The sequence below is a fragment of the Paenibacillus artemisiicola genome (assembly GCF_017652985.1).
Classification (GTDB): domain Bacteria; phylum Bacillota; class Bacilli; order Paenibacillales; family Paenibacillaceae; genus Paenibacillus_Z; species Paenibacillus_Z artemisiicola.
In genome coordinates, this window is sequence record NZ_JAGGDJ010000001.1 from 1 (window position 1) to 26,227 (window position 26,227).

The following is a 26,227-nucleotide window of genomic DNA, read 5'->3' on the forward strand; positions in this document are numbered from 1 at the left end:
GCATCCGAGCCCGCGCGGCGGCCGTTCCGGGTCCGGCCGGGCGCGGACGACGCGTCGCCGATCGCGCGCTTCGACGCGCGCGCGGTCTGGCTGACGTACATCCTCGTCTCGACCGCGATCTTGAACGCGCGGGGCTGGACCGCCATCGGCGCGTCCGCGGCGCTGGCGGCGGCGGCCATCTGTTTCGGCCGCATTCCGCTCCGGCGCTGGAAAGGCGCGATCAAGGCGATCGCGACGTTCACGGTCGCCGTGTCGCTGTTCGCCGGCTTCGGCGGCGCCGCCGGAACCGCCGGAGCCGGGACGGTCGCAAGCGCCGGCCCGTGGCAATCCGCCGCGGCGCTCGCGACGTTCCAGTCGCTTGTCCGGCCCTTGATCGTCATGCTGCTCGGCTTCGGCCTGCCGATCGCCGTGACGCCGCTCCGGCTTCGTCGCGCGCTGGAGCAGCTGTTCGCCCGCTTCGGCCGGATGCCGGCATGGGGGACGAAGCTGCTGCTGACGATCACGCTGCTGCTGCGTTTCGTGCCCGTGCTGCTCGCGGAATGGGAGCGGTTCGCGCGGATCGCCGCGGCGCGCGGCAAGCGGACGGGCGGCTTCCTGCGCGGCGGCGTGCGGCGGATCGTCGAGACGGCGCTGCCGTTCATGCTGTCGCTGTTCCGGCTGGGCGACGCCGTGACCGACGCGCTCAAGAGCCGCGGCGTCGGCGCGCAGGCGCATCCGACGCTGCTGGCCGCCGAGGCCTGGCGCCTGCGCGATACGGTTCTCGTGCTCGGCGGCGCGGCCGCTTGCGCGCTGATTTGGCTTTGAAAAATAGGAATTTCGCCCGGAATGGGCTATGATAGGCTAGAAGGTTTCGAAGGGAGGGTTCCGATTCGATGACGCAGCCGCTGCAACCGAATCTCGACCGCACTTATATGTTGGCATTACTTGAAAGGCTGCTGAACACCCCGAGCCCGAGCGGCTTCTGCGACGCGATCATGAAGCTGATCGAAGCGGAAGCGTCCAAGCTCGGTTATGCGATGACCCGCACGCCGAAAGGCAACGGCATCATCGCGATTCCCGGCGCGAATCCCGGCGGGGACGGCGCGGTCGCGCTGACCGCGCACGTCGATACGCTCGGCGCCATGGTCCGGTCGGTCAAACCGTCCGGGATGCTGCGGATGACGCCGGTCGGCGGCTACGCGATGGCGACGGTGGAAGGCGAATACTGCCTCGTGCACACGCGGGACGGCCGCGCTTACGAAGGCACCGTGCTGACGACGAAGCCCTCCGTCCACGTCTACGCCGATGCCCGCGATCTGAAGCGGGACGAAGCGAACATGGAGGTCCGCATCGACGAGCCGGTCAAGAACAAGGAAGACGTGCTGAAGCTCGGCATCGGCGTCGGCGACTTCATCTCGTGGGACCCGCGGGCGCGGCTGCTGCCGAACGGGCTCGTCAAGTCGCGCCATCTCGACGACAAGGCGAGCGTCGCGGCGCTGTTCGCGCTGCTGGAATGGATGAAGCGCGAAGGCCGGACGCCGGAGCGCGACGTGAAGATCATCATATCGACGTACGAGGAAGTCGGCCACGGCAGCTCGCATATCCCGGCGGACATTACGGAGATGATCGCCGTCGACATGGGCGCGCTCGGCGACGACCTGTCCGCGACGGAGTACGACGTGTCCATCTGCGCGAAGGATTCGTCCGGCCCGTACGACTACGCGATGACCTCGGCGCTGATCGCGCTCGCGAAGCGCGAAGGAATTCCGCACGCGGTCGACGTGTATCCGCACTACGGCTCCGACGCCTCCGCGGCGCTCCGGGGCGGCAGCGATATCCGGGCGGCGCTGATCGGCCCGGGCGTGCACGCGTCGCACGGCATGGAGCGGACGCACGCGGACGCCGTCGCGAACACGGCCGCGCTGCTGGCGGCGTATTTGTTCGAGCCCCGCGCCTGAGCGTTCGCCGTAAAATTACAAGTGGACAAGCGCGAAACCGACATTATATGATGAATAGTGGGTGATTCGACATGACGACAGAAAACAACGTATCCAATTCCAACGAAACGCAGGATACGCAGGAACAAGGTAACGTTTCGGAGGCCGAATTCCGGCAGGTCGTTCAAGCCCTGCACGAGAACGGCTTGAAAGCGCTCCGCTTCAAGTTCGAAGACGAACAAGTGGACGGGCAAGTGTTGAACCACGAGGTATACGGACCGATTTTCACCTTCAAAATCGAAACGAAGGACGGCGGCAAATACGCGACGGGCTTCTTCATGCGCGAGCTGCTGCACACCTTCCAAAACAACGAAGATCCGGCGCTGTGGATGTCTTCCTTCTTCTTCGAGCTGATGGACGGCAACGAAGGCAAGGACAAGCTGCTGCCGATGCCGCCGCAATCGGAAGACGAAGCCAAGGCGCTGATCGACAACGTCATCGTGCCGTACTGCGCCAAGACGCTTCGCGAAGAGTTCCCGGACGAGCAGGTCTACGTCGACCTGGATCTGCACGAGGAGCATGGGCCGGTGCTGGAAGCCGGGTTCACGGGCATCACGGACGGCAACAATATCTGCGCGCTTCCGCTGCACGTGCTGATCGCGCACTTCCTGCTGAACCGCGATCCGGCCGAGCCGATGATCCAAGGCTTGTACCGCATCCGCGAAGAGCACGGACTGGAAGCCTAATCGCGCCGCCGACAAGCGGACATAGAAAAAAGCCTGAGCGATCAGGCTTTTTTCGTTCCCGTTTTCGTTTTTTTTCGTCCCTTGTTCGTGCCTTCTATTGTCTCAAAGGGGCGAGTTCGGATTATCGTTCGGCCTACGCTTGCAATGGATCGGCCGGCGCGGCTACCGCGGCGGCTTCCTGCTTCTCCGCGCGCATGTACAGGACGAGGCCGACGATGATCAGCAGGCCGCCGAACAGCTGGAAGCCGGTGACCATTTCGCGGAACAGCAGCATGGCGAGCAGGCTGGCGCCGACGGGCTCGGCGAGCACCGTCATGGAGATGGTCGTCGGTTTTACATATTTGAGCAGCCAATTGAAAATCATATGCCCGAACACGGTCGGCACGACGGCCAGGAGCGCGAACACGAGCCATTCCTTGGCGGGATAGCCGGTCATGGGAATGCCCAGGGCGACGTTGTAGCCCGCGAAGCAGGCCGCGGTAATGCCGAACACGATGAGGCTGTACAGGTACGACGGGAGCCGGCGCATGATTTGTTTCGCGATCAGCATGTTGACGGCGACCGCCAGCGCGCCGAGGAACGAGAGCAGATCGCCGAAAAACGCGCGCTGCGACAGCCCGACGTCCCCGGAGCCGATGCTGATCGCCCCGACGAGCGCCACGAGCATGCCGGCGACGGCGAATTTGGACGGCCGGTCCTTAAACACGAAGAACGCGCCGACCATGACGAAGACCGGCTCCAGGGCGAGCAGAATGGTGGAGCTGGCGATCGACGTATAGGTGAGCGAAGCCATCCACAGCAGAAAATGAAGCGCCAGGAAGAAGCCGGCCGCAATCAGCAGCAGCCAGTCTTTCCGCCCGATCGCGGTCAGCGTCTTCAGCTGCTTGCCGCCGAACGGGAGCATGATCAGGAACGTAAAGAGCATCCGGTACATGCCCTGCACGGAGACGGGAGCGTCCGAGGCGCGGACGAGGATGGGCGCGAAAGAAATGGCGAGCATGCCGACGAGCAGCGGGATGGCCGGCGAGATCGCGGGTTGGGCGGATTGCGTAGATGACTGCACGATGATGGTCCTTTCTGCGGCTTTGCTTTAATAAGAATCGAACGGCGCTCGGCACCCTTCATTATGCACCTCCGGGCTTGTCCAGGCAAGAGAAGAAGCGCGTTTCGGCGGACCGCGCAAGGACGGGCCAAGGATTCGTCATAATGTTGTCATTTGTGCCGCATGGCGAAGTCTGTTATCATTTTTCTGAAAAGACGGACAGCTCCGGCAAGACGGGCTGTCGAAGGGGAGACTAGACAAAATGGGCGTTCCGACAGGGGTGTGGGTGTCCGCGGCCATCATCGCGGTGCTTGTGACGTGGATCACGATCTGGGTGACCAACAAAGCGTATTCCCGGCGATGGGAAGACCATGGCATGGACAAGGAAAAGGATAACGGAGATCGCACCAAGTAACGGCCGGTTCGCTTGTAACCGGGCCGAAGGTGTCCTATACTGAAAAGCGAAACCGAAAGGGTTCGCTTTTTTTCATAGCGGGCTTGGACCGCAAGCACGAACCCATCAGATACGAAAGCATCGGAGGAGGAATCAAGCATGGATACGCCAAACGCGCTTCCGGACGTGCGCGTGACGCAGGTCTTCAACGCGCCGATCGAGAAAGTATGGCGCGCCATATCCACGTCGGAAGGACTGGGCGCCTGGTTCATGCCGAACGATTTCGCGCCCGTCGTCGGCCATGAATTTCATATCGACGCCGGCCCGTTCGGCAGGCAGCGGTGCATCGTCAAGGAGATCGAGCCGCCGTCGCGCATCGCGTTCCAATGGGGAACGGAGTGGACGATCACGATTCTGCTCGAGGACCGGGGCAATGACCGGACCGCCTGCACGCTCGTCCATGCCGGCTGGCGCGAGGACGGCATGACCGAATTCAACCTGCCGCACGCGGCGGTGCGGGAACGCATGGGCCAAGGCTGGGTCGGCATCGTGGCCAAGCTCGGCGCCGTCGTCGAGGCTTGACATGCCGGCGCAGCCGTCCGGCAAGCACGACGTGTTCCAGGCCATCGCCGATCCGACGAGGCGCGAGGTGCTGAAGCTGCTCGTCGACCGGGAGATGCCGATCGCGGCGATCACGGGCCATTTTCCGATGACGCGCACGGCGGTGTCGAAGCATCTGCGCATTCTGTCCGAGGCCGGGCTCGTCAAGGAGCGGAAGGTCGGGCGCGAGACGCGCTACCGGCTGGAGCCGGAGCCGCTGCAGGAGCTCCGCAATTGGCTGCGGTATTACGAGCGGTATTGGGAAAACAAGCTGTCCGCGCTGCAGCGCCTGGTCGAGGCGGACGACGGGGCGGAGCCTCCGACGCCGGACGGACGTTGATCGGCCCGCGAAAACCCGTGGTTTCGGACCACGGGTTTTTCTGGTACCCTTTACATAGGACGAAAAGGAGGAATGTTCCATGTTATCCGCTGCCATTCAATACATCGGACAAGTCGGCGTCATCCTGAGCCGCAACGGCTTCAAGCTGGCCGTCGACCCGTTCCTGACGCCGGATGCGCCCGGCGGGCCGCCGACCGAGTGGGTCCGCGCTTATCCGCCGCCGGTCGATGCCCGCGACCTGACCGACTTGAACCTGGTGCTCGTCACCCACGAGCACGGCGATCATTTGGATGCGGTCACGCTGCGCGCCATCGCGGAGGCGTCGCCCGGCTGCACGTTCGCCGGTCCGGACGTCTGCGCCCGCATCCTGGTCGAGAAGGGCATTCCCGCGGAGCGCGTCGTCAGCCTTCGGCACGGCGAGGCGTTCCCGTGCGGGGGCGGCTTGACCGTGCATCCGATGCCGGCGTGGCACGAGAAGCGCATCGTGGACGCCGAAGGCCGGGACCGCTTCCTGGGGTACCTGTTCGACTGGGACGGCATTACGATCTACCACGCCGGCGACACGCTCGTCGACGAGGCGCTCGTCTCCGCCTTGAAGCCGTTCCGGATCGATATCGGCATGCTGCCGATCAACGGGAGGGACCTGTTCCGCAACCGGCGCAACATCGACGGCAACATGAACGCGCGCGAGGCGGCCGATCTCGCGGCCGACATCGGCATGGATTACGTCGTGCCGCTGCATTTCGACCTGTACATGAACAACAGCGAAGGCATCGTCGGCTTCGTCGGCGAGCTGTTCAACCGGTTTCGCGGGCAAAAATATCATATCTTCCAACCCGGGGAAGTGTGGGTCTACGTCAAGACGAACGAGATTTGAAGGCCGCGCGGTTGCCCGCCGGGACATCGGATACACTAGGAAGACATTGGAGGCGATCGCGAGATGAGCATCCTGTCTTTCACGGCCTTGACCAAGTCGCTCCCCGGCGGCCGCACGCTGTTCGCGGACGTCTCGGCCGACATCGAAGAGCCTCAATCGGTCGCGCTGCTGGCGCCGTCCGGCCAAGGCAAGAGCACGCTGCTTCGCCTGCTCGCGCTGCTGGACGAGCCGAGCGGCGGGGAAGTGCGGCTGGACGGGAAGCCGGCCGCCGTCTGGCATCCCCAGGCATGGCGGCGGCGGGCCGCGTACGTGGCCCAGCAGGCCGTCATGCTGCCCGGCACGATCGCGCATAACGTCGGCGCGTTCAGCCGGCTGCACGGCGCGCCGTTCGATCGGGACCGCGCGGCGAAGCTGATGGACGCGGCGGGCTTGGCGGCGACGGACTGGGAGAAGGACGCGGCCGAGCTGTCGGGCGGCGAGAAGCAGCGCGTCGCGCTCGTCCGGTCCTTGATGGCCCGCCCGGCCGTCCTGCTGCTCGACGAGGCGACGGCTTCGCTCGACGAACACAGCAAGCTGGCCGTGGAAGGGCTGCTCGCGGACGCGCTGGCGGCGGAGCGGACGACGCTGGTCTGGGTGACGCACGATCTGGAGCAGGCGCGCCGCGTCGGTTCGCGGGTCTGGTTCCTGGCCGGCGGCGGGCTGGCCGACTCGGAGGCGGAAGCCTTCTTCCGCGAGCCGCCGTCGGAAGCGGCGGAGCGGTTCCTCAAGCGGGGCGGGACGGAGGCGGTTCCGCCATGAGCCTGACGGCGCTCGCGTTCACGCTGCTCTTCGTCGGCATCACCGTCTTCGTCTCCATGCGGCAGAAGCTGGGCTTGGAGCGCGACATCCTGATCGGGACGGTCCGCGCCGCCGCGCAGCTGCTCGCGGTCGGACTCGTCCTGCAATATTTGTTCCGGACGCGGCAGCCGCTGCTGCTCGTCCTCGTCGTCGCCGTGATGATCGCGGTCGCGGCCTGGCACGCTTCCCGGCGCGGCCGGGGACTGCGCGGCATCCTGATGCGCGTCGCCGTCTCGATCGCGGCCACGGAGGCGATGATCATGCTGCTGCTGCTCGGGCTCGGCATCATCGACGATACGCCGCAGTACATCATCTCCATCAGCGGCATGACGATCGGCAACGCGATGGTCGTCGCGGGCTTGTATTTGAATCAGATGAAGCGCGACGTCGAGGCGTCGCGCGGCGAGATCGAGACGCTGCTCGCGCTCGGCGCCAGCGCGCGGCAGGCGATCCAGCTCAGCCTGCAGCGCGCGGTCAAGGCGAGCATGATTCCGACGATCGACGGCATGAAGACCGTCGGCATCGTCCAGCTGCCCGGCATGATGACGGGCATGATCATCGCCGGCGCCGATCCGCTTCAGGCGGTCCGGTACCAGATCCTGATCGTGTTCGCCTTCACGTCGTCGGCCGCCGTCACGAGCATCCTGCTCAGCCTGCTGAGCTATAAGCTGTGGTTTACGAAGGGCATGCGGCTCAGCCTGCCGGCGCGCGATTAGCGCGGCCGGCGCGGAGCTGCCGCCTCATAGGCGAAATCGCCTGCTTCACGCGAGACAAGCTGCTGCATAATCGAGAGGAGCGATACATGATGAACTATCGGAAATTGGGCCGGACGGAACTCGAGGTGTCCGTCATCGGCGTCGGCACGTGGCAGTTCGGCGGCGAATGGGGACAGCAGTTCGCGCAAGCCGAAGCCGACGCGATCCTGGACCGGGCCGCCGAGCTCGGCATCAACCTGATCGATACGGCGGAATGCTACGGCGACCATCTGTCGGAATCGCTGATCGGCGACTACTTGTCCCGCCGCAAGCGCGAGGACTGGATCGTGGCGACGAAGTTCGGCCATCATTTTCACGAGCGGTTCACGCGGACCGACGATTTCTCGGCCGCGGACGTCGTCCGCCAGCTGGACGCGTCGCTGAAGGCGCTCAAGACGGATTACGTCGACCTGTACCAGTTCCATTCCGGCCCGGACGCGGTCTTCGACAACGACGAGCTGTGGGCGGTGCTGAACGAACAGAAGCAAGCCGGCAAAATCCGTCATCTCGGCACGTCCATCGGCAGCAATGCCAATGTCCATCAGACGGACGCGTCGACGCGGGTCGGTTCCGAGGTCATCCAGGTCGTGTATAACCGGCTGGATCAAGTGCCGGAGGAGGCCGTGTTCCCGTCCTGCATCCGCCAAGACCTCGGCGTGCTGGCGCGCGTTCCGCTCGCGAGCGGGTATTTGAGCGGCAAGTACAAGCCGGACGCCGTCTTCGACAAGACCGACGTCCGCCATCGGCACGACCGCGAGAGCACCGTCAAGAAGCTGGAAGAAGTGCAGCGCATCGCGGCGGAAGAGGTGCCGCAGGGCGTCGGCATGGCGGCTTGGGCGCTCGCCTGGTGTCTGAAGCATCCGGCCGTCACGGCCGTCATTCCGGGCTGCAAGAGCCCGGAGCAGGTCAGCTCCAACGCCAGCGTGGTCGAACTGCTGGAGGACGGCCATCCGCAAGACGTGAATCGCTGATCCTATCGCAGCGCGAAGCGTCGGGCGCACCGTGTAGTTGCGTTGCGCGAATTCGCGCCGCTTGCAGCGCTTGCATCGCAAGGAATCGCCGGCGTTCACCGAGCCGCAACGCACGCTGCCAACGCCGGAAAACCGTTCCCCGAGGGGAACGGTTTTTTTGTTTTCGCGGCAACGGAGGCGGGATGGAGGCCGGATCTAGATCGTGCCGCGTCGCCCGAGCCGGGAACGAAAACCGGAAGCATCGCGCCTTGACCCGGAGCGGCCGGCGATTCGGGCTTGAACGGAGCCGCGGCGAAGCTGCGGAGCCGGCTCCGGCGCGCGGGAGCGGCAGGAAAATCCTTTCATTCGGCGGCCGCAAAATAATGTTTGCTGCCCCCCGTTCGCAGTGGTAGTTTAGTAGTTACCAGGCAATTTACGAGACGCGGGGAGGTTGGATGACGGTACATGAAGGCTCTTGTGTGGAAACGCCGGCTGGCGGCGCTCCTGGTTCTGGCTTCGTTCGGCTGGGCAAGTCCGGTCCGCGCGGAGACGGCGGACGACGCGCGGCCCGAGCTGGCTTCCGAAGCGGCCGTGCTGATCGACGCCAAGACGGGAACCGTCTTGTACGCGCGCAATCCGGACGAGCAAGAATATCCGGCCAGCATCACGAAGATCGTCACGGGCATAATCGCCATCGAGGATGTATCGGATTTGGCGGCGACCGTCACGGTGTCGAAGGAAGCGCGCGGCGAAGACGGAACGCGCGTTTATTTGGCGGAAGGCGAGAAGCTGCCGCTGCTGAATTTGCTGTACGGCATGCTCATGAACTCCGGCAACGACGCGGCGACGGCCATCGCCGAGTACGTCGACGGCTCGAAGGCGAAGTTCGCGGAGCGGATGAACGCGTTCGCGAAGGACAAGGCCGGCGCGGCGAACACGCATTTCGTCAATCCGAGCGGGCTGCCGGACCCGCGGCAGTACACCACGGCGATGGACATGGCGAAGATCGCGCGCTACGCGATGCAAAACGAGCTGTTCCGCACGATCGTCGGCACGAAGCGCATGCCCTGGAACGGTGAAGAATGGAAGTCGGAGCTGATCAACCATAACGAAATGCTCGGCCGGTACGAAGGGACGACGGGCGTCAAGAACGGCTACACGGGCGACGCCGGCTTCACGCTCGTCACGTCGGCGAAGCGAGGCGGCATGGAGCTGATCGGCGTGCTGCTGAAATCGCCGACGAAGTCGCTGTTGTACAAGGACATGACGAAGCTGCTCGATTACGGGTTCGACCGTTTCGCGCTGCAGCAAGTAACGGCGGCGAATCCCGCTTATCCGCTCGCGGCCGGCGCGGAATTCGTCCGGACCGGACCGCTGTACGCGGTGGTGCCGAGGGGCGAGACGCCGGCGGTATCCGTCTTGCCGGACGGCGAAGTGCGCGTGCGGACGTCGCTCGGCGTCGCCGCGGCCGGCCGGCTGCGGCCCGCGGTTCCGTCGCTCGCGGCGATCGCGGCGCGCTACCCCGCGGTCAAGGCGGCGGAGCTGCGCGAGGACGATGGCGGAAAGCGCGCGCGGGAGCCGGGATCGGCCAAAAAAGCGGAAATTTTCGTCGTATGGGTCGGCATGCTCGTCTATCTCGCCCTGATCGCCGCCATCCGCGCGAAACGTCACCGGCTGGAGCGCGAGCGCAGCTTCTAGCAACTGTCGAAAATGTTTCCAAGCAGAGGTAAAACGGGTGCAGACGGCGTATATATAGCATGTAACCGTATCCAAAACGAGGAGATGGTAGCGATGAAACTATCGGTGGAACAGTCGGCCGCACGTTGGTATATCAGGGAAATGGATTTGTCGGACGGCGATCATTTGCGCATTTTCGTCAGGCTTGGCGGCAGCGGCAGCGTTCAACCGGGCTATTCGCTCGGCGTGATGAAGGACATCCCCCGGGACCCGGGAATCAAGGACGTCGTGGAAGGCATCACGTTCTATATGGAGTCGGACAATCTGTGGTTTCTGGAGGAGCGCGAGCTGATCATCCGGTTCATGGAGCAGGAAGACGACATCTCGATGGATATCGAATGAAACGGAACGCGATGAAAGACGGAACTCGAAACTTGGGCTGCGCATCAAATGAACTCGAAAAAGACGGCTAACGCGTTGCCCGAATCGAATACTCGACCGGCGAATACTTAAATCGGCGCTAGAAGCTAAGCAGCCCCAGAAACGGAGCGACGGACGTGAAGCTGTACCATTTCAGCGAAAATCCCGACATTCAGCGTTTCGTCCCGCGGCAGCTGCCCTACCGGCTGCACGAGCCCGCCATGGTATGGGCGATCGACGAGCGCCGCGCGTGCAACTATTACTTCCCGAGGGACTGCCCTCGGGTTTGCTTTTGGACGGAGGCGGAGACGACCGCCGAGGACCGGGAGCGGTTCTTCGGCTTCTCCCGCGCGAGCCATATCGTCGCCGTGGAGGCCGGCTGGCTGGACCGGATCCGGGACGCGAAGCTGTACCGCTACGCGTTCGAGCCCGGTCCGTTCGAATCGTACGACGGGAACGCGGGCTATTACGTCGCGCGCCATGAGGTCGAGCCGGCGTCGGTGGAACGGCTGGACGACTGCCTCGGCCTGCTGGCGGCCGCGGGCGTCGAGGTCCGCGTCACGCCGTCGCTGCATCCGCTGAAGGAGGCGCTGCCGGCGTCGACGGTGAACTTCTCGATGATCCGCATGGCCAACGCGCGGCCCGAACCGTGAACCGGCGAGCGGCCGGCCGACCTTGCTCCGGGGGACGATGCCCTCTATAATGGTTCCATGAAGCCGGCAAGGACGTGAAGCAGCATGGATTTCAAGAAATACAAGACGTTTCAGGTCGTCGCGGACACGCTCAACCTGACGCGCGCCGCCGCCCGGCTCGGCTATTCGCAGCCGACGATCAGCCTCCAGCTGCAGTCGCTCGAGCAGGAACTCGGCGTGACGCTGCTCGGCCGCAGCGGCAAGAAGACGTTTTTGACCCCGGCCGGCAAGCTGGTCAAGCATTACGTGGACCAGACGTTCGCGCTGATGGAGGAGATGGAGGCCGAGCTTCGCAAGCTGGAGCATCCGCACGGACTCCTGACCGTGGCGGCGCCCGAATTTTACTGCACCCACTACTTATCGCTGATTCTGCACTCGTACATTGCCGAGAATCCGGAGGTCAAGCTGCAGCTGTTCTCCTGCGACAGCAACGACGCCATGAAGAAGGTCGCCGCGAACGAGGCGGACCTGGCCATTATCGCCGGGCCGTGCAAGTCGCCGCAGATGGAGACCGTGCCGCTCGGGCGGGAGGATCTCGTCCTCGTGACGACGCGGGAGCTCTTGGAGCGGCACGAGCTGTCCGACTTGCTGGAGACGTACCCCTTCATTACGTACAAGTCCGGCTCCAATATCCAGCGGCTCGTGAACGAATGCCTGAACGACTACGGCTTCGCGCCGGACAAATACATCGAATGCGTCTCGGACGAGACGATCAAGCGCACGGTGCTCTACAACACCGGCACGGCGCTGCTCGGCGCGGCGCTCGTCGAGGAGGAGCTGCGCAAGGGCGCGCTGGCGGAGATTCACCGGTTTCCGCGCAAGATCGAGACGAATATGGTCATTCTCAAGAAAAGGATCGCGGAACAAAACATTCGTTCCTTCGCGGAAATCGTCCAGCGGATATGGAAAGAATGGGACTGACGCGGATTTTTCGCGAGACGCTGCCCCCGTCGGCTTCGGCCGGCGGGGTTTTTCGGCGCCGCGCGGGGGATTTCCGCCATCATTGCGTTTTCTAATCGTAATCATTGGATTATTCAATTTTTTACGCAAAAATCGCTATGCTACAATTAAGGATACCGACAGGTTGGAGAAGGAGTGCTGCATATGAACGCGGTAAAGAAAACGGACATCACGGTAATCGGCGTACCGCTGCATTATGGCGCGGACCGCAAAGGCGTGGATTTGGGGCCGGACGCGATTCGGGGAGCTAACCTTCACGAACGGCTGCACGCGCTCGGCTACGCCGTCGAAGACGCGGGCGACCTGCGGGTCGACCGGACGCTGCAGCCTCCGGCGCCGGGCGAGAAGCTGAAATATTTGGCCGAGATCGCGCGGGTCAACAAGGAGCTGTACGCCGCCGTCGCGGACCACATGGGCAAGGGGCGGTTCCCGCTCGTCCTGGGGGGCGACCACAGCATCGCGATCGGCACGATCAAAGGCGTGCTGTCGCGCGTGAAGCGGCTCGGCGTCATCTGGTTCGACGCGCATACCGACGTGAACACGGAGGCGACGACGGCGTCGGGCAATATCCACGGGATGTCGCTCGCGGCCGTTCTCGGCTACGGCCATCCCGATCTCGTCTCCATCGGCGGAACGGACGCGAAGCTCCGGCCGGAGAACGTCGTCATCATCGGCGCGCGGTCCGTCGACCCCGGCGAACGGGCGTTCCTGAAGGAGAAGGGCGTGAAAGTGTTCACGATGCACGACATCGACAAGCACGGCATGAAGCAGGTCATGGAAGACGCCATGGCCATCGTCGCGGACGGCACGGACGGCGTGCATCTGAGCCTCGATCTCGACAGCATGGATCCGGGGGACGCGCCGGGGGTCGGCACGCCGGTCACCGGCGGCATGTCGTACCGCGAGTGCCATTTCGCGATGGAGCTGCTCTATGAGCGCCAGCTGCTCGTCTCGGCGGAAGTCGTGGAAGTGAATCCGATGCTGGACCACCATAACAAGACGGCCGTGGCGGCGGTGGAGCTGATCGGCTCGGCGTTCGGCGAACGCATCCTGTAAAGCCGGCCGGCGCCGGCCGGACGAAGAAAAAACCGACAGAGCCGGAAGGAGCGTGACGGCATGACGAACGCGACAACCCGCATCATCGATCAAACGGAACGATTCGGCGCGCGCAATTATCACCCGCTGCCGATCGTCATCGCGAAAGCGGAGGGCGTATGGGTCGAGGATCCCGAAGGCAACCGCTACATGGATATGCTGAGCGCCTACTCCGCGCTGAACCACGGCCATCGCCATCCGCGCATCGTCGCGGCGTTGAAGGAGCAGGCCGACAAGGTCACGCTGACGTCGCGCGCGTTCCACAACGAGCGGCTGGGCGAATTTTACGAGAAGCTGAGCCGCCTGACGGGCAAAGACATGATCCTGCCGATGAACACGGGCGCGGAGGCGGTCGAGACGGCGGTCAAGGCGGTTCGCCGCTGGGCGTACGACGTGAAGGGCGTGCCGGCGGGCGAAGCGGAAATCATCGTCTGCGACGGCAATTTCCACGGGCGGACGGTCACCGTGACGTCGTTCTCTTCCTCCGACGAGTATAAACGCGGCTTCGGGCCGTTCACGCCGGGCTTCCGGATCGTGCCCTACGGCGACCTCGAGGCGTTGAAGGCGGCGATCACGCCGAATACGGCGGCGTTCCTCGCGGAGCCGATCCAGGGCGAGGCCGGCATCGTCCTGCCGCCGGCCGGGTATTTGAAGGCGGCGAGCGAGCTGTGCCGCGCGAATCAGGTGCTGCTCGTCGCCGACGAGATCCAGACGGGCTTCGGCCGCACGGGCCGGCTTTTCGCGTGCGATTGGGAGGACGTCGTCCCGGACATGTACGTCCTGGGCAAAGCGCTCGGCGGCGGCGTGTTCCCGATCTCGGCGGTCGCGGCGGACGCGGCGGTGCTCGGCGTGTTCGAGCCGGGCTCGCACGGATCGACGTTCGGCGGCAATCCGCTCGGCTGCGCGGTCGCGATCGCGGCGCTGGACGTGCTGGAGGACGAGGCGCTGGTTAAGCGCTCGGGCGAGTTGGGTACGTATTTCTTAGACTTGCTGCGCGGCATCGCCAGCCCGGCGATCAAGGAGGTCCGCGGACGCGGGCTGTTCATCGGTCTCGAGCTGCATGGCGAGGCCCGGCCGTATTGCGAGCGGCTGAAGGCGCTGGGCCTCTTGTGCAAGGAAACGCACGAGACGACGATCCGGTTCGCGCCGCCGCTCACGATCTCGAAGGAGCAGCTCGACTGGGCGTTCGCGCGGATCGCGCGGCTGTTCGACTGAATGGCGCTGCGGAGGTAGAATAGCGGTAGGCGAGCCGCGAAGATACCGGTCGCGAAGGTACCGGCCACGAAGGTACCGGTCACAAAGATGCCGTTCGCGAAGGAAACGCGAGCGCAAGACGACTAAATTAGCGTGAGAGGTGGCGTAAGCGCAATGGCGGATACCAAGCAGGAGACGGATACGAAGCGCGAGACGGAATCGACGAAGAAGCTGAGCCTGATCCAAGTCCCGTTCGGCTTGGGCGCCGGCAGGCCGGGCAGCGAGGCGGCGCCGGAATCGATGCTGCAGGCCGGGCTGCTCCGGCAGCTGCGCAAGACCGCGTTCGCCGTGACGTCGGAGGCGAATATCGAGGGCGGCAACGACGCGGGCGCGTCCGCGGACGGAACCCGGAGCGGCGCGGCCAAGCACCTGCCCGAGGTGCTGGATACGGGCCGGCGGGTCGCGTCCGAAGTCGCGGGGGCCGCGGGCCGGGGCGAGCTGCCGCTCGTACTCGGCGGCGACCGCAGCGTGACGATCGGCGTGCTGGCGGGACTGGCCGCCGCCGGGAAACGCGCGGGCGTCATCTATTTCGACGCGCATGCCGGGCTGAACACGGAGGCGGCGAGCCCGACGGGCGGCGTCGGCGGCATGGCCTTGGCCTCGGCGCTCGGCCTCGCGAAGCCGGACGCGCGGGACTTCGCGGACGGGCTGGACGGCCCCGCCGCCGACAAGCGGCGCGTCGTGCTCATCGGCGTGCGGGACGTCGAGCCGGAGGAGCGGGCGCTCATCCGCGCCGAAGGCATCGCCGTCTTCACGATGCACGAAGTCGACCGGATGGGCATCGAGGAAGTCGTCCGCCGGGCGGTCGACATCGCCGGGGACGGCACCGACGGCATCCACGTCAGCTTCTCCGCGGATTGCCTCGACCCGCTCGAGGCGCCCGGCGTCGCGCTGCAGGTGCCCGGGGGCCTGACGTACCGGGAAGCGCACTTCGCCTGCGAGCTGCTGGCGGAGACGGGGCGCGTGGCGTCCATCGACGTGGTGGAGGTCAACCCGCTGCTCGACGAGAGCCGGCGCACGTCCCGGCTGGCGGTCGGCCTGATCGCTTCCCTGCTGGGCAAACGAATCCTTTAAACAACGACAGCCGCTGCGCCGTCGCGATCCGAGAATCGCGCGCGCAGCGGCTGTTGTCATGACGGCGGCTATTCGAGGCCGAGCTCCTTGAGCTTGTTGTACAGCGTGCCGCGGGAGATGCCGAGCCGCTTGGCGGCGGCGCTCTTGTTGCCGGCCGTCCGGGCGAGCGCGTCGCGGATGAGCCGCAGCTCCTCCGACGGTCCGGCGCTCGCCTTGAGCGGCTTGAGTTCCGCGTCGGCGATGCCGTCCGCGGCGTCGGCGGCGGCCCCGACGACAGGCGGCGGACCGGGATCCGCGACGGCGGCCGGCTCCGCCTCGAGGCTCGGCTGACGCGCCTGCAGCGCCGGAGGGAGCTGCTCCATCGCGATGAGGTCGCCGTCGCACAGGATGACGCAGCGCTCGACGACGTTGCGCAGCTCCAGAATATTGCCCGGCCAGTCGTAGTTCGCGAAGGCGAGCATGACTTCCGGCGACAGCGCCGGAAGCGGCTTTTGGTACTGCAGCGAGAATTGCTTCAAGTACATCTGCAGCATCGCGGGAATGTCTTCGCGCCGCTCGCGCAGCGGCGGCAGCGCGACGGACACGACGTTCAGCGCGTAATACAGGTCCGCGCGGAAGCCGCCTTCCCGCACCAACGCGTCCAGATCGGCCGTCGACGCGGCGACGATGCGCGCGCGGGCGGCGATCGGCCGGCTGTCGCCGAGGCGCCGGAACGTCTCCCGCGACAGATACCCGTACAGCTTCGCCTGCAGCTCGGGCGGCATCCGGTCGATTTCGTTGATGAACAGCGTGCCTTCCTTGGCCTGCTCCAGCAGGCCCGGCTGGCCGCCTTCGCTGCCGGTGAAGGCGCCGCCCCGGAAGCCGAACAGCTCGGTCTCCAGCAGGCCGGCGGGCACGATGCCGCAGCTCGCGGTGAGGAACGCCTCTTTCGCGCGCGGACTGTAGCCGTGGATGATTTGGGCCAGCTGCTCCTTGCCGGTTCCGCTTTCGCCGAGCAGCAGCACCGGCGTGTCCGCGGCGGCGACTTTCTTCGCCCATTGCATGACGCGGCCGAGCGCGAGTCCCCGTCCTTTCGCGAACGAGAACAAGCCGGGATCGGCGGCCTTATGCTGATGGGAGAAGGTATGCGCGGACGTGAGCTGCTCGTTCAGCTTGACGAGCTGCGTAATGTCCTGCTCGGCCGCGATGCCGCCGATGATCTCGCCTTCCGGGCCGCGGACCGGCGAGGCGCTGATCAGCACGTGCGTGCCTTCCCGCGGGCGGTGGTAGGCATTGCGGATGAGCCGCCCTTCGTCGAGGATTTTGAGCACCATGAGCGTTTCCGTCTCGAAATGCTCGCCGATGCGCCGTCCCACGATGTCCGCGCGGGGCAGGTCGTAGATATCCTCCGCCGCCGGATTCCAGCAGATGACCTCGCCGTTGCGGTCCACGACCGTGACCGCGTCCGTGACCGTATCGGACAGCGTCGCGAAGTAGGCCTGCCATCGCCGTCTCTCGGCCAGCGCGAAGGCGAGCAGCGCGTCCGGCTCGATATAGCCGGCCCAGCTGCCGTCCGGGCGTCGCACGAGCAGCGGCCGGCCGCCGCCGGTCGGTTCGGCCTCCAAGGCCGCGACGGCGTCGGCCGCCGATTGGCCGGGCTCGAGCCGTACGATGCGGGAGAGGTATGGCGAATCGGCCAGCAGCGAGGCCGCCGGCTCCGCCGGCCGTCCGGAGAAGGCCGTCTCCAGGAAAGCCGCGTCGCGCGGCAGCAGGAGGGCGGCGCGCGTCCCGCCGTCCGTCCCGTCCGGGACGACGACGGCTTCCCCGCGTTTCAAAAGCGGGAGCAGCTCGCCGAGCGTCGCGACGGGACCGGCAGCCGTCAAGGATTCCTGCAGGGAAAGTTGTTCAACGTTGAACATATTCGTTCGTCTCCGCATCTATGTAAGGTATGACTGTAATCTACCATGAACGGCGTGCGGATTCAACGAAGCGCGTTTTTCGCAATTGTGTATAATTGTTCACTTCCATGAATAAGTATTTATTTTAGACGGGTATATGTTCAATATCTCTGAACGAGTGTATAATCAGAGTCGGTAATTGAACAACTATGTACAAACCACTGGAGGTTTGCCGCATGGACCTGCTTCTGAGAAACCTGTTCCAAACGCTCGGCAAGAGCCGCTCCGTGAATCGCCTGGCCAAGAAATACGGCCTGCGCTTCGGCGCCGGCCGATTCGTCGCAGGCGAGACGATCCGGCAGGCGATCGACGCCGTGCGCAAGCTGAACGGCGAGGGAAGGATGGCGACGCTCGACCATCTCGGCGAGTTCGTGTACAGCGCGGAGGAAGCGGAGCAGTCCGCGGACATGTGCCTGCGGACGCTCGACGCGATCGCGGATTCCGGCGTCCGGTCGAACCTGTCGCTGAAGATGACGTCGCTCGGCCTCGACATCGACCGCGAGCTTTGCGTCGCCAACATGAAGCGCATCCTGAACCGCGCGCGGATGCACGGCAATTTCGTCCGCATCGACATGGAGGATTACGCGCACTGCCAAGCCACGCTCGATATTTACCGCGAGCTGCGGCGGGAATACGGCAACGTGGGCATCGTGCTTCAAGCGTATTTGTACCGGACGGAGCAGGACGTGCGGGAGTTGAACGCGCTTCGTGCGAACCTGCGGCTCGTGAAAGGGGCGTACAAGGAATCGCCGAGCGTCGCGTTTCCCGAGAAGAAGGACGTCGACGAGAACCTGAAGCGGATCATCCGGCAGCATCTCTTGAACGGCAACTACGCCGCCATAGCGAGCCACGACGAAGCGATCGTTTCCTACGCGAAAGCGTTCGTCGAAGAACGCGGCATCGGCCGGGACGCGTTCGAGTTCCAGATGCTGTACGGGATTCGGGAAGATCTGCAGAAGCGCCTCGCCGACGAAGGCTACCGCGTGCGCGTTTACGTGCCGTACGGCATCGACTGGTTCGGTTATTTCATGCGGCGGCTGGCGGAACGCCCCGCGAACGTCTGGTTCGTCCTGAAGAACATGCTGAAATAACAAGTTTCCCGGGCGGGAGAGGAGAATGGCTATGACGACAACCCCAATCAACGAGATCAAACCGTACGCGAACGAACCGTTCACGGATTTCGGCAAGCCGGAGAACGTCGAGGCGATGAAGGAAGCGATCGCGAAGGTCAAATCCGAGCTGGGGCGCAATTACCCGCTGAAGGTGGGCGGCCAGAAGATCGAGACGGAAGCGAAGATCACGTCGGTCAACCCGGGGAACGTCGACGAAGTCATCGGCTTCGTCAGCAAGGCGGACCGGGAAGTCGCCGAACGCGCGATGCAGGCCGCGCTCGCGACGTTCGAGACGTGGAAAAAGGTGCCGGCGCGCGAACGGGCCGAATACCTCTTCAAGGCGGCGCGTCTGATGCGCGAGCGGAAGCACGAATTCTCGGCGCTGATGCTGCTCGAATCCGGCAAGAACTACGTCGAGGCCGACGTGGACACGGCCGAGGCGATCGATTTCATGGAGTTTTACGCCCGCGAAATGATCCGCCTGAGCACGATCGACGAGACGATGCCGCTCGCCAAGATTCCGGGCGAGGACAACCGGCTGACGTATATTCCGCTCGGCGTCGGGGTCGTGATCCCGCCGTGGAACTTTCCGCTCGCGATCTGCGTCGGCATGACGACGGCCGCGATCGTCTCGGGCAACACCGTCCTGCTGAAGCCGGCCTCGACGACGCCGGTCATCGCCCATAAATTCGTCGAGATGATGGAGGAGGTCGGCCTACCCGCCGGCGTCATCAACTACATTCCGGGCAGCGGCGCCGAGGTCGGCGACTTCCTGACGACGCATCCGAAGACGCGATTCGTCAGCTTCACCGGCTCGAAGGAAGTCGGGCTGCGCATCAACAAGCTGGCGGCGGATACGGCGCCGGGCCAAATCTGGATCAAGCGCGTCGTGGCCGAGATGGGCGGCAAGGACGGCATCGTCGTCGACGAGACGGCCGATCTGGACGCGGCGGCCGCCGCGATCGCGGCGTCGGCGTTCGGCTTCCAGGGCCAGAAGTGCTCCGCCGGCTCCCGGGCCATCATCGTGGAATCCGTCTACGACGAGGTCGCGGAGCGGGTCGTCAAGCTGACGGAGCAGCTGCAGATCGGCCTGCCGGAGCTGAATTTCGCCTCGGGCCCCGTCATCGACAACGTCTCGTACGCCCGCATCCTCGATTACATCGAAATCGGCAAGAGCGAAGGGACGCTGCTGACGGGCGGTGCCAAAGCGCCGGGCAACGGCTATTACATCCAGCCGACCGTGTTCGGCGACGTCTCGCCGAAAGCCCGCATCATGCAGGAGGAGATTTTCGGGCCCGTGCTGGCGCTCGCCAAGGCGAAGGACTGGCGCGAAGCGATCGACATGTACAACGATACGGAATTCGGTCTCACCGGCTCGTATTTCTCCGCCGACGAGGACCGGATCGCCGAAGCGCTGGAGACCGTCCACTGCGGCAATCTGTACGTCAACCGCAAATGCACCGGCGCGCTGGTCGGCGTGCATCCGTTCGGCGGCTTCAACATGTCCGGCACGGATTCCAAAGCCGGCGGCTACGATTACCTGCTGCTCTTCACGCAGGCGAAGCTCACGTCCCGTAAAGCGTAAGGAAGCCGCGCGGCCCTTCGGACGAAGCACGGGGGCCGCTTTTCCGCGCCGGCTATGGAAGCGCTGACAATGTTAGGCGCCGACTAACGGGGCATCGCTTAGATCGAACGCGGACCGACGCGGACGGATCCAGCCAACGAACAAGACGACGATTCAGACAGAGATGACGATACGGACCAAGCACGGGACGAAGATCAAGCCGAATTCGAGTTCGAACCTACAAGGGGGATCACGGATATGTTGGTCAAGGAGAAGTTGGACGTGCTCGGCGGCACGCGGCAGGTCATCGGGGACGCGCTGGCGAGGCTCGGCTACGACGAGTCGTATTACGAGCTGCTGAAGGAGCCGCTGCGCCTGCTCACGGTGCGCATTCCGGTCAAGATGGACGACGGGAAGGTCAAGGTGTTCACCGGCTACCGCGCGCAGCATAACGACGCGGTCGGCCCGACGAAGGGCGGCGTCCGCTTCCATCCGGACGTCACGGCGGACGAAGTGAAGGCGCTGTCGATGTGGATGAGCATCAAGTGCGGCATTACGAACCTGCCGTACGGCGGCGGCAAGGGCGGCATCCGGTGCGATCCGCGCACGATGTCGTTCGGCGAGCTCGAGCGGCTGAGCCGCGGCTACGTGCGGGCGATCAGCCAAGTCGTCGGCCCGACCAAGGACATCCCGGCCCCCGACGTGTTCACCAACTCCCAGATCATGGCGTGGATGATGGACGAGTATTCCCGCATCCGCGAATTCGATTCCCCGGGCTTCATCACGGGCAAGCCGCTCGTCCTCGGCGGCTCGATCGGCCGCGAATCGTCGACCGCGCGCGGGGTCACGATCGTGCTGAAGGAAGCGGCCGGCGTGCTCGGCATTCCGCTCGCGAACGCGCGCATTATTATTCAAGGTTTCGGCAATGCTGGTAGCTATCTGGCTAAATTCCTGCACGACGCCGGCGCGGCGATCGTCGGCATCTCGGACGCGGTCGGCGCCCTGTACGATCCGAACGGGCTCGACGTCGATTCGCTGCTCGACCGGCGCGACTCTTTCGGCACGATCACCAATTTATTCCCGAACCGGATCACCAATCAGGAATTATTGGTGCAGGATTGCGATATCCTAATTCCGGCCGCCATCGAGAATCAAATCACGGAAGAGAACGCCCATCTGATCAAGGCGAAGCTGCTCGTGGAAGCGGCGAACGGACCGACGACCCCGGGCGCGACGGACATCCTGACGCAGCGCGGCGTCATGATCGTCCCGGACGTGCTGGCGAGCGCCGGCGGCGTGGTTGTGTCGTATTTCGAATGGGTACAAAATAATCAGGGCTATTATTGGACCGAAGACGAGGTGAACGACCGGCTGACCAAGATCCTCGTCGACGCGTTCCGCAGCGTGCACGACGCGTCGGTCGCGAAGAAAGCCGACATGCGCCTGTCGGCGTATATGGTCGGACTTAAACGGATGGCCGAGGCCGTCCGGTGGAGAGGCTGGGTGTAGGATGGCGCAAACGAGCATTATTTTCCGGCTGGAGCTGGATCACAGGAAGGTCAGCTTCGGCGACGTGGCGGCGACGATCAGCCGCGCCGGGGGGGACATCACGTCCATCGACGTCATTCGCCCGGGACACGACGCGTCGACCCGCGACATCACCGTGGACCTGCAGGACAACAAGGAGACGGCCGTCGTCGAGGCCCTGCGCAATTTGGACGGAATCAAGGTCGTGAACGTATCCGACCGGACGTTCCTCGTCCATCTCGGCGGCAAGATCACCGTGCAGCCGACGCTCCCGATCAAGAACCGGGACGATCTGTCGAAGGTATACACGCCGGGCGTCGCGAAGGTGTGCCGCGCGATCGCGGAGGACGTCGGCAAGGCGTATTCGCTCACGATCAAGCGCAACACGGTCGCCGTCGTCACGGACGGCACGGCGGTGCTGGGCCTCGGCGACATCGGGCCGCACGCGGCGGCGCCGGTCATGGAGGGCAAGGCGATGCTGTTCAAGCAGCTTGCGGGCGTGGACGCGTTCCCGATCTGCCTGGACACGAAGGACACGGAAGAGATCATCCGGACGATCAAGACGATCAGCCCGATCTTCGGCGGCATCAACCTCGAGGACATCGGCTCGCCGCGCTGCTTCGAGATCGAGACCCGGCTGAACGCGGAGCTGGACATTCCCGTGTTCCACGACGACCAGCACGGCACCGCGGTCGTGACGATCGCCGGGCTGATCAACGCGCTCAAGGTCGTGGGCAAGCGGATGGAGAACATCCGCGTCGTCGTGAACGGCATCGGCGCGGCCGGCGTCTCGATCTGCAAAATGCTGCTCGGGGCCGGCGTTCGCCACCTTGTCCCGATCGACCGGGAAGGCGCGATCGTGCGCGGCGGATCGTACCCTTATCCGATGTGGCAGTGGCTCGCGGACCAGCCGCAGGTCGAAGCGGTACCCGGCACGCTGAAGGAGCTGATCGCGGACGCGGACGTCTTCATCGGCGTCTCCCGCGCGCGGCTGCTGAACCAGGACGACGTGAAACGGATGAAGCCGGGCGCGATCGTCTTCGCGATGGCCAATCCCGAGCCGGAAATCTCGCCGGAAGAGGCGCTGCCCCACGTCGCGGTGTTTGCGACAGGCCGCAGCGATTTCCCGAACCAGATCAACAACGTGCTCGTGTTCCCGGGGTTGTTCCGCGGGGCGCTCGACTGCCGGGCGCGCGAGATCAACGAGCCGATGAAGCTCGCCGCGGCGCGGGCGATCGCCTCCGTCGTGACGGCGGACGAACTGAACGATCAATACATCATTCCGAGCATCTTCAACGAGAAAGTCGTGACGTATGTACGCAAGGCGGTCATCGAGGCCGCGATCTTGACCAACGTCGCGCGCCGGACGCCGCCGGATTTCAGGTAGGGCATCCGGTACCGCATCCCATGCGCCTTCGGCCGGACCGTCGTCTTCGCGGCGCCGCGGTTCGTGCCGGCTTAGCAAGCCGCCGTCCTTCCCCTGCGGGGAGGACGGCGGTTTTTTGCGTTGCCTTCGGATCGTGCGGGTCAGCCGGTGGACGGACTGTTCGGCACATGGCCTTTCTGGTTGCGGTTGCGGTCCGTGGATCCGGCGACGTCGTTCTCCGCTTGACGGTCGCGATCCCGCATGCCTCTCATTTTGCCGGGCAAGCCCGGAACTTGATGACGGCCCATGTCGTTCCCTCCTGACTCCTCGGACTAGCCGGCCTGCGCGACGGCTGCCGGCCCTTTCTAGAATGCCCCAAAGCGCGGAGCGCGCATTCAGCCGGGCGCGCGGCGCCGTCAAAACGGTCCGCATCGGAGAACGCATTGTCCCGATCCGCCATGAAACGCCGCGGAGGGACCGCTATGATGAGGGAAGAAAACGTTTTCTACCCGGACGGATGAGGCCCGCACGAGGCCGATCGCAGCGACGAACGCTTCATTCGCCCGCCACTACGCTACGGAGGTTGCCTATGAACGATACGATCGGCGTCGGCATTCTGGGCTTCGCCCACGGCCACGTCAACGCCTATTGCGAGGAATGGACGAAGCGTCCGGAGCTGGGCGTCCGCGTCGTCGCGGGCTGGGATCACGACGCGGCGCGCCTTCGGGCGGCGGCCGGCGCCTACGGCTCGCAGGCGCACGAGGACGCGCGGGCGCTGCTCGCGCGGGAAGACGTCCGCGCGGTGGTGATCGCCGCGGAGACGTCGCGGCACGCGGAGCTCGCCGAGCTCGCCGCCGCGGCCGGCAAAGCGATCGTCCTGCAGAAGCCGATCGCGCTGACGATGGCCGAAGCGGACCGGATCGTCGACGCCGTCCGGCGGCACGGCGTGCCGTTCACGCTCGCCTGGCAGATGCGGGTCGACCCGCAGAACGTCCAGATGAAGCAATGGCTGAAAGACGGCACCTTGGGCCAGGCGTTCATGGTCCGCCGCCGCCACGGCTTGAACGCGGGCTTGAACGCGGGCTTCGCGGATACGTGGCATGTCGATCCGGCCAGCAACCGCGATATTTGGGCGGACGACGCGTCGCATGCCGCCGACTTCATCCTGTGGCTGCTCGGCGAGCCGGAGAGCGTCACGGCGGAGATCGCCTCGCTGTACAATCCGCGCATCCCGAGCGACAACGGCATCGCGATCTTCCGTTATCCCGGCGGCCCCGTCGCCGAGATCTGCTGCTCGTTCACGTGCCATGCGGCGCAGAACACGACGGAGATCGTCGCCGAACGCGGCACCGTCGTGCAGAATTACGGCGACGCGCCGAGCGCCAACGCGCCAAGGCCGGACGGCGGCGCGGGGCTCCGCCGGTTCGACCCTGCGGCGAACGCCTGGGCGGACAGCGAGATCGCCTCGCCGCCGGGCCATTACGAGCGCATCCGCGGCCTCGCGGAGCCGCTGGCGGCCTTCCTGCGAGGCGAGCGCGGCCCGATCGCGACGGCGGAGGAAGGCCGGACGGTCCTGCGCATGGTGCTGGCGACGTACGTCTCGTCGCGGGAAGGCCGGCGGGTGCCGCTCGAAGACGCCGCCGTCTATGACGTGTAGCTTTGGGCCGAATCGAAGGCAAGGATCGAAGGTCTAGGATCGAAGGTCAGGGATCGAATCGACTCGCAATGCCTCGACTCGAAAAGGAACGAACTTCTTTTATCCAATTCCACGAATGGGAGTGACGATAATGCCGGTAAAAATCGGATTGGTCGGATTGAACGGAATCGGGAATTTGCATGCCGCCTGCTATCAAGAGGAGGAGCTGGCGGATCTGGTCGCGGTGTGCGACGTCGTGAAGGAGCGCGCCGACGCGGCCGCCGAGAAATACGGGGTCAAGGCGTACTACAGCCTGAAGGACATGATCGAGCACGAGCCGGACATCGAGGTCGTCGACATCACGACGGGCGGCATCGACAACGGGAGCTGGCATTTCGAGCCGGCGATGGAAGCGGTCGGCTACGGCAAGCACGTGCTCATCGAGAAGCCGATCTGCCATGACGTCCGCGAAGCGCGCGAGCTCGTCGCGTTCGCCGAGAAACAGAAGGTCTACATCGGCTGCAACCTGAACCATTACTTCACGGAGCCGGCGGCCAAGGCGAAGCAGTACGTCGACGGCGGCGACATCGGCGAGCTCGTGTACTGCATGGCCAAGATGGGCTTCAACGGCGGGGTGGACAATTACGGCCTGGCCGGCAGCCCGAAGGTGAAGGGCCATCCGTACTTCCACATGAAAGCGTTCCTGACGCATCCGTTCAGCGTCATCCGCCACTTCTGCGGCGACATCACGCACATCCAGACGTTCTCCGACCGGCCGGGCTTCCGCCGCAGCGCCGGGGACGTCATGGTCTCGATCAACAGCATCCACATGAAATTCGCGAACGGCGGCGTGGGCTACCTGCTCAGCCAGCGCGGCGACGCGGCGTACGGCCTCGGCGGCTGGTGGAGCCTCGAGATGGCCGGCTCCAAGGGAACGTTCTGCATCGAGAACTGCGTCGAGAAGGTGTCTTACTGGCGCGCCGAGAAGGGCATCCCGGCGATCAGCAAGCAGCCGGAGCCGGAAGTGACGGACTTCGGCACGACGAACTTCGACCGCACTTTCAACAACCGGCTGCGCGCGTTCCTCGAGGACGTGTCGGCGGGCGTGCCGCGCGACCAGCTTCGCGCCAACGGCCGCGACGCGCTGGCCGTGCTGGAATACACGTTCGCGGTCATCGAATCGTACGAACGGGGCGGCGAGCTCGTCCGTCCGCATCCGCTGCCGCCGCTGCACGGCGATCCGCTGTTCATGCGCTAAGCTTCGCCGGCCGGCAAGGGCGGGAGCGCTTCGCGGCGCCGCTCGCCCGGCTCGGCCCGCAAGGCGGCGTGCCAAGCAACCGGGGTATAGCCCCGAAACTTCATAGCAATTTTCATTTCGATTTCGATTTCGATCTCGATTTCGATCTCGATGTCCATCTCCATTTCCATTTCCATTCCCAATTCCAGGAGGTCATCC

General features: G+C 64.8%; 27 protein-coding genes. 23 read left to right on the forward strand and 4 right to left on the reverse strand.

Annotation, left to right across the window (positions count from 1 at the left end):
• From I8J29_RS00005 to I8J29_RS00015, 3 genes are all read left to right on the forward strand, one after another.
• A partial coding sequence (locus I8J29_RS00005) for an energy-coupling factor transporter transmembrane component T family protein (RefSeq protein WP_240545795.1) occupies positions 1-804 on the forward strand: 804 nt, incomplete at its 5' end.
• Positions 805-872: 68 nt separating this feature from the next.
• A complete protein-coding gene (locus tag I8J29_RS00010) occupies positions 873-1,937 on the forward strand; it encodes a M42 family metallopeptidase (RefSeq protein ID WP_208845549.1) in 1,065 nt (354 codons plus the stop codon).
• A 71-nt stretch (positions 1,938-2,008) separates the two neighbouring features.
• Positions 2,009-2,662: a hypothetical protein gene (locus I8J29_RS00015; RefSeq protein WP_208845550.1), complete on the forward strand. Its 654-nt coding sequence runs from the start codon at positions 2,009-2,011 to the stop codon at positions 2,660-2,662.
• A 133-nt stretch (positions 2,663-2,795) separates the two neighbouring features.
• On the opposite strand, the gene I8J29_RS00020 is transcribed toward I8J29_RS00015, so the two are convergent.
• Positions 2,796-3,725 carry a DMT family transporter gene (locus I8J29_RS00020; protein WP_338112997.1) on the reverse strand — a complete coding sequence of 310 codons (930 nt, stop codon included), beginning with the start codon at positions 3,723-3,725 and terminating at the stop codon, positions 2,796-2,798.
• 241 nt (positions 3,726-3,966) lie between these two features.
• Between I8J29_RS00020 and I8J29_RS00025 the strand changes: the two genes are divergently transcribed.
• From I8J29_RS00025 to rocF (I8J29_RS00090), 14 genes are all read left to right on the forward strand, one after another.
• Positions 3,967-4,119 carry a hypothetical protein gene (locus tag I8J29_RS00025; protein ID WP_208845551.1) on the forward strand — a complete coding sequence of 51 codons (153 nt, stop codon included), beginning with the start codon at positions 3,967-3,969 and terminating at the stop codon, positions 4,117-4,119.
• 138 nt (positions 4,120-4,257) lie between these two features.
• A complete protein-coding gene (locus tag I8J29_RS00030; RefSeq protein ID WP_208845552.1) occupies positions 4,258-4,680 on the forward strand; it encodes an SRPBCC family protein in 423 nt (140 codons plus the stop codon).
• A 1-nt stretch (position 4,681) separates the two neighbouring features.
• Positions 4,682-5,038, forward strand: a complete 357-nt coding sequence (locus I8J29_RS00035; RefSeq protein ID WP_208845553.1) for an ArsR/SmtB family transcription factor — start codon at positions 4,682-4,684, stop codon at positions 5,036-5,038.
• 79 nt (positions 5,039-5,117) lie between these two features.
• Positions 5,118-5,915 carry an MBL fold metallo-hydrolase gene (locus tag I8J29_RS00040; RefSeq protein WP_208845554.1) on the forward strand — a complete coding sequence of 266 codons (798 nt, stop codon included), beginning with the start codon at positions 5,118-5,120 and terminating at the stop codon, positions 5,913-5,915.
• Positions 5,916-5,978: 63 nt separating this feature from the next.
• Positions 5,979-6,713 (forward strand): ABC transporter ATP-binding protein, encoded by a 735-nt coding sequence (locus I8J29_RS00045; protein ID WP_208845555.1) that lies wholly within the window; start codon positions 5,979-5,981, stop codon positions 6,711-6,713.
• Positions 6,710-7,468, forward strand: a complete 759-nt coding sequence (locus I8J29_RS00050) for an ABC transporter permease (RefSeq protein WP_208845556.1) — start codon at positions 6,710-6,712, stop codon at positions 7,466-7,468. The genes I8J29_RS00045 and I8J29_RS00050 overlap by 4 nt, the downstream gene beginning before the upstream one ends.
• An 89-nt stretch (positions 7,469-7,557) precedes the next feature.
• Positions 7,558-8,478 carry an aldo/keto reductase gene (locus I8J29_RS00055; RefSeq protein WP_208846218.1) on the forward strand — a complete coding sequence of 307 codons (921 nt, stop codon included), beginning with the start codon at positions 7,558-7,560 and terminating at the stop codon, positions 8,476-8,478.
• Positions 8,479-8,922: 444 nt separating this feature from the next.
• The gene (locus I8J29_RS00060; protein ID WP_208845557.1) at positions 8,923-10,155 is read left to right on the forward strand and encodes a D-alanyl-D-alanine carboxypeptidase family protein; all 1,233 of its coding nucleotides are present in this window, start codon (positions 8,923-8,925) and stop codon (positions 10,153-10,155) included.
• Between the two features lie 93 nt (positions 10,156-10,248).
• On the forward strand, positions 10,249-10,536 hold the full coding sequence (locus I8J29_RS00065; protein WP_090636189.1) for a HesB/YadR/YfhF family protein: 288 nt from the start codon (positions 10,249-10,251) through the stop codon (positions 10,534-10,536).
• Positions 10,537-10,691: 155 nt separating this feature from the next.
• Positions 10,692-11,207 (forward strand): DUF6886 family protein, encoded by a 516-nt coding sequence (locus tag I8J29_RS00070; protein WP_338112998.1) that lies wholly within the window; start codon positions 10,692-10,694, stop codon positions 11,205-11,207.
• An 84-nt stretch (positions 11,208-11,291) separates the two neighbouring features.
• Positions 11,292-12,167 carry a LysR family transcriptional regulator gene (locus I8J29_RS00075; RefSeq protein WP_208845558.1) on the forward strand — a complete coding sequence of 292 codons (876 nt, stop codon included), beginning with the start codon at positions 11,292-11,294 and terminating at the stop codon, positions 12,165-12,167.
• Positions 12,168-12,350: 183 nt separating this feature from the next.
• Positions 12,351-13,262: an arginase gene (rocF, locus tag I8J29_RS00080; protein ID WP_208845559.1), complete on the forward strand. Its 912-nt coding sequence runs from the start codon at positions 12,351-12,353 to the stop codon at positions 13,260-13,262.
• A gap of 60 nt (positions 13,263-13,322) precedes the next feature.
• On the forward strand, positions 13,323-14,516 hold the full coding sequence (locus tag I8J29_RS00085) for an ornithine--oxo-acid transaminase (RefSeq protein ID WP_208845560.1): 1,194 nt from the start codon (positions 13,323-13,325) through the stop codon (positions 14,514-14,516).
• 153 nt (positions 14,517-14,669) lie between these two features.
• The gene (gene rocF / locus I8J29_RS00090) at positions 14,670-15,629 is read left to right on the forward strand and encodes an arginase (RefSeq protein WP_208845561.1); all 960 of its coding nucleotides are present in this window, start codon (positions 14,670-14,672) and stop codon (positions 15,627-15,629) included.
• A 68-nt stretch (positions 15,630-15,697) separates the two neighbouring features.
• Here the strand turns inward: rocF (I8J29_RS00090) and I8J29_RS00095 are convergent, their stop codons facing one another.
• Positions 15,698-17,527, reverse strand: a complete 1,830-nt coding sequence (locus I8J29_RS00095; RefSeq protein ID WP_208845562.1) for a sigma-54 interaction domain-containing protein — start codon at positions 17,525-17,527, stop codon at positions 15,698-15,700.
• Positions 17,528-17,742: 215 nt separating this feature from the next.
• On the opposite strand from I8J29_RS00095, the gene I8J29_RS00100 reads away from it, so the two are divergent.
• The 4 genes from I8J29_RS00100 (at position 17,743) to I8J29_RS00115 (ending at position 23,156) form a co-directional block, all read left to right on the forward strand.
• Positions 17,743-18,657 (forward strand): proline dehydrogenase family protein, encoded by a 915-nt coding sequence (locus I8J29_RS00100; RefSeq protein ID WP_208845563.1) that lies wholly within the window; start codon positions 17,743-17,745, stop codon positions 18,655-18,657.
• A gap of 31 nt (positions 18,658-18,688) precedes the next feature.
• On the forward strand, positions 18,689-20,263 hold the full coding sequence (gene pruA, locus I8J29_RS00105; protein ID WP_208845564.1) for an L-glutamate gamma-semialdehyde dehydrogenase: 1,575 nt from the start codon (positions 18,689-18,691) through the stop codon (positions 20,261-20,263).
• Between the two features lie 237 nt (positions 20,264-20,500).
• Complete coding sequence (locus I8J29_RS00110; protein WP_208845565.1) at positions 20,501-21,751, forward strand: Glu/Leu/Phe/Val family dehydrogenase; 1,251 nt, start codon at positions 20,501-20,503, stop codon at positions 21,749-21,751.
• 1 nt (position 21,752) lies between these two features.
• Complete coding sequence (locus I8J29_RS00115; protein WP_208845566.1) at positions 21,753-23,156, forward strand: NAD-dependent malic enzyme; 1,404 nt, start codon at positions 21,753-21,755, stop codon at positions 23,154-23,156.
• Between the two features lie 140 nt (positions 23,157-23,296).
• Here the strand turns inward: I8J29_RS00115 and I8J29_RS00120 are convergent, their stop codons facing one another.
• Positions 23,297-23,443, reverse strand: coding sequence for a hypothetical protein (locus I8J29_RS00120; RefSeq protein ID WP_177221967.1), 147 nt, complete (start codon positions 23,441-23,443; stop codon positions 23,297-23,299).
• Between the two features lie 281 nt (positions 23,444-23,724).
• On the opposite strand from I8J29_RS00120, the gene I8J29_RS00125 reads away from it, so the two are divergent.
• Both I8J29_RS00125 and I8J29_RS00130 read left to right on the forward strand, forming a co-directional pair.
• Entirely contained in the window at positions 23,725-24,792 is a 1,068-nt protein-coding gene (locus I8J29_RS00125; protein WP_208845567.1) for a Gfo/Idh/MocA family protein, read from the forward strand.
• A gap of 130 nt (positions 24,793-24,922) precedes the next feature.
• Positions 24,923-26,029: a Gfo/Idh/MocA family protein gene (locus I8J29_RS00130; protein ID WP_208845568.1), complete on the forward strand. Its 1,107-nt coding sequence runs from the start codon at positions 24,923-24,925 to the stop codon at positions 26,027-26,029.
• On the opposite strand, the gene I8J29_RS00135 is transcribed toward I8J29_RS00130, so the two are convergent.
• The gene (locus tag I8J29_RS00135; RefSeq protein WP_208845569.1) at positions 26,026-26,193 is read right to left on the reverse strand and encodes a hypothetical protein; all 168 of its coding nucleotides are present in this window, start codon (positions 26,191-26,193) and stop codon (positions 26,026-26,028) included. The genes I8J29_RS00130 and I8J29_RS00135 overlap by 4 nt on opposite strands.
• Between the last annotated feature and the right edge of the window lie 34 nt (positions 26,194-26,227).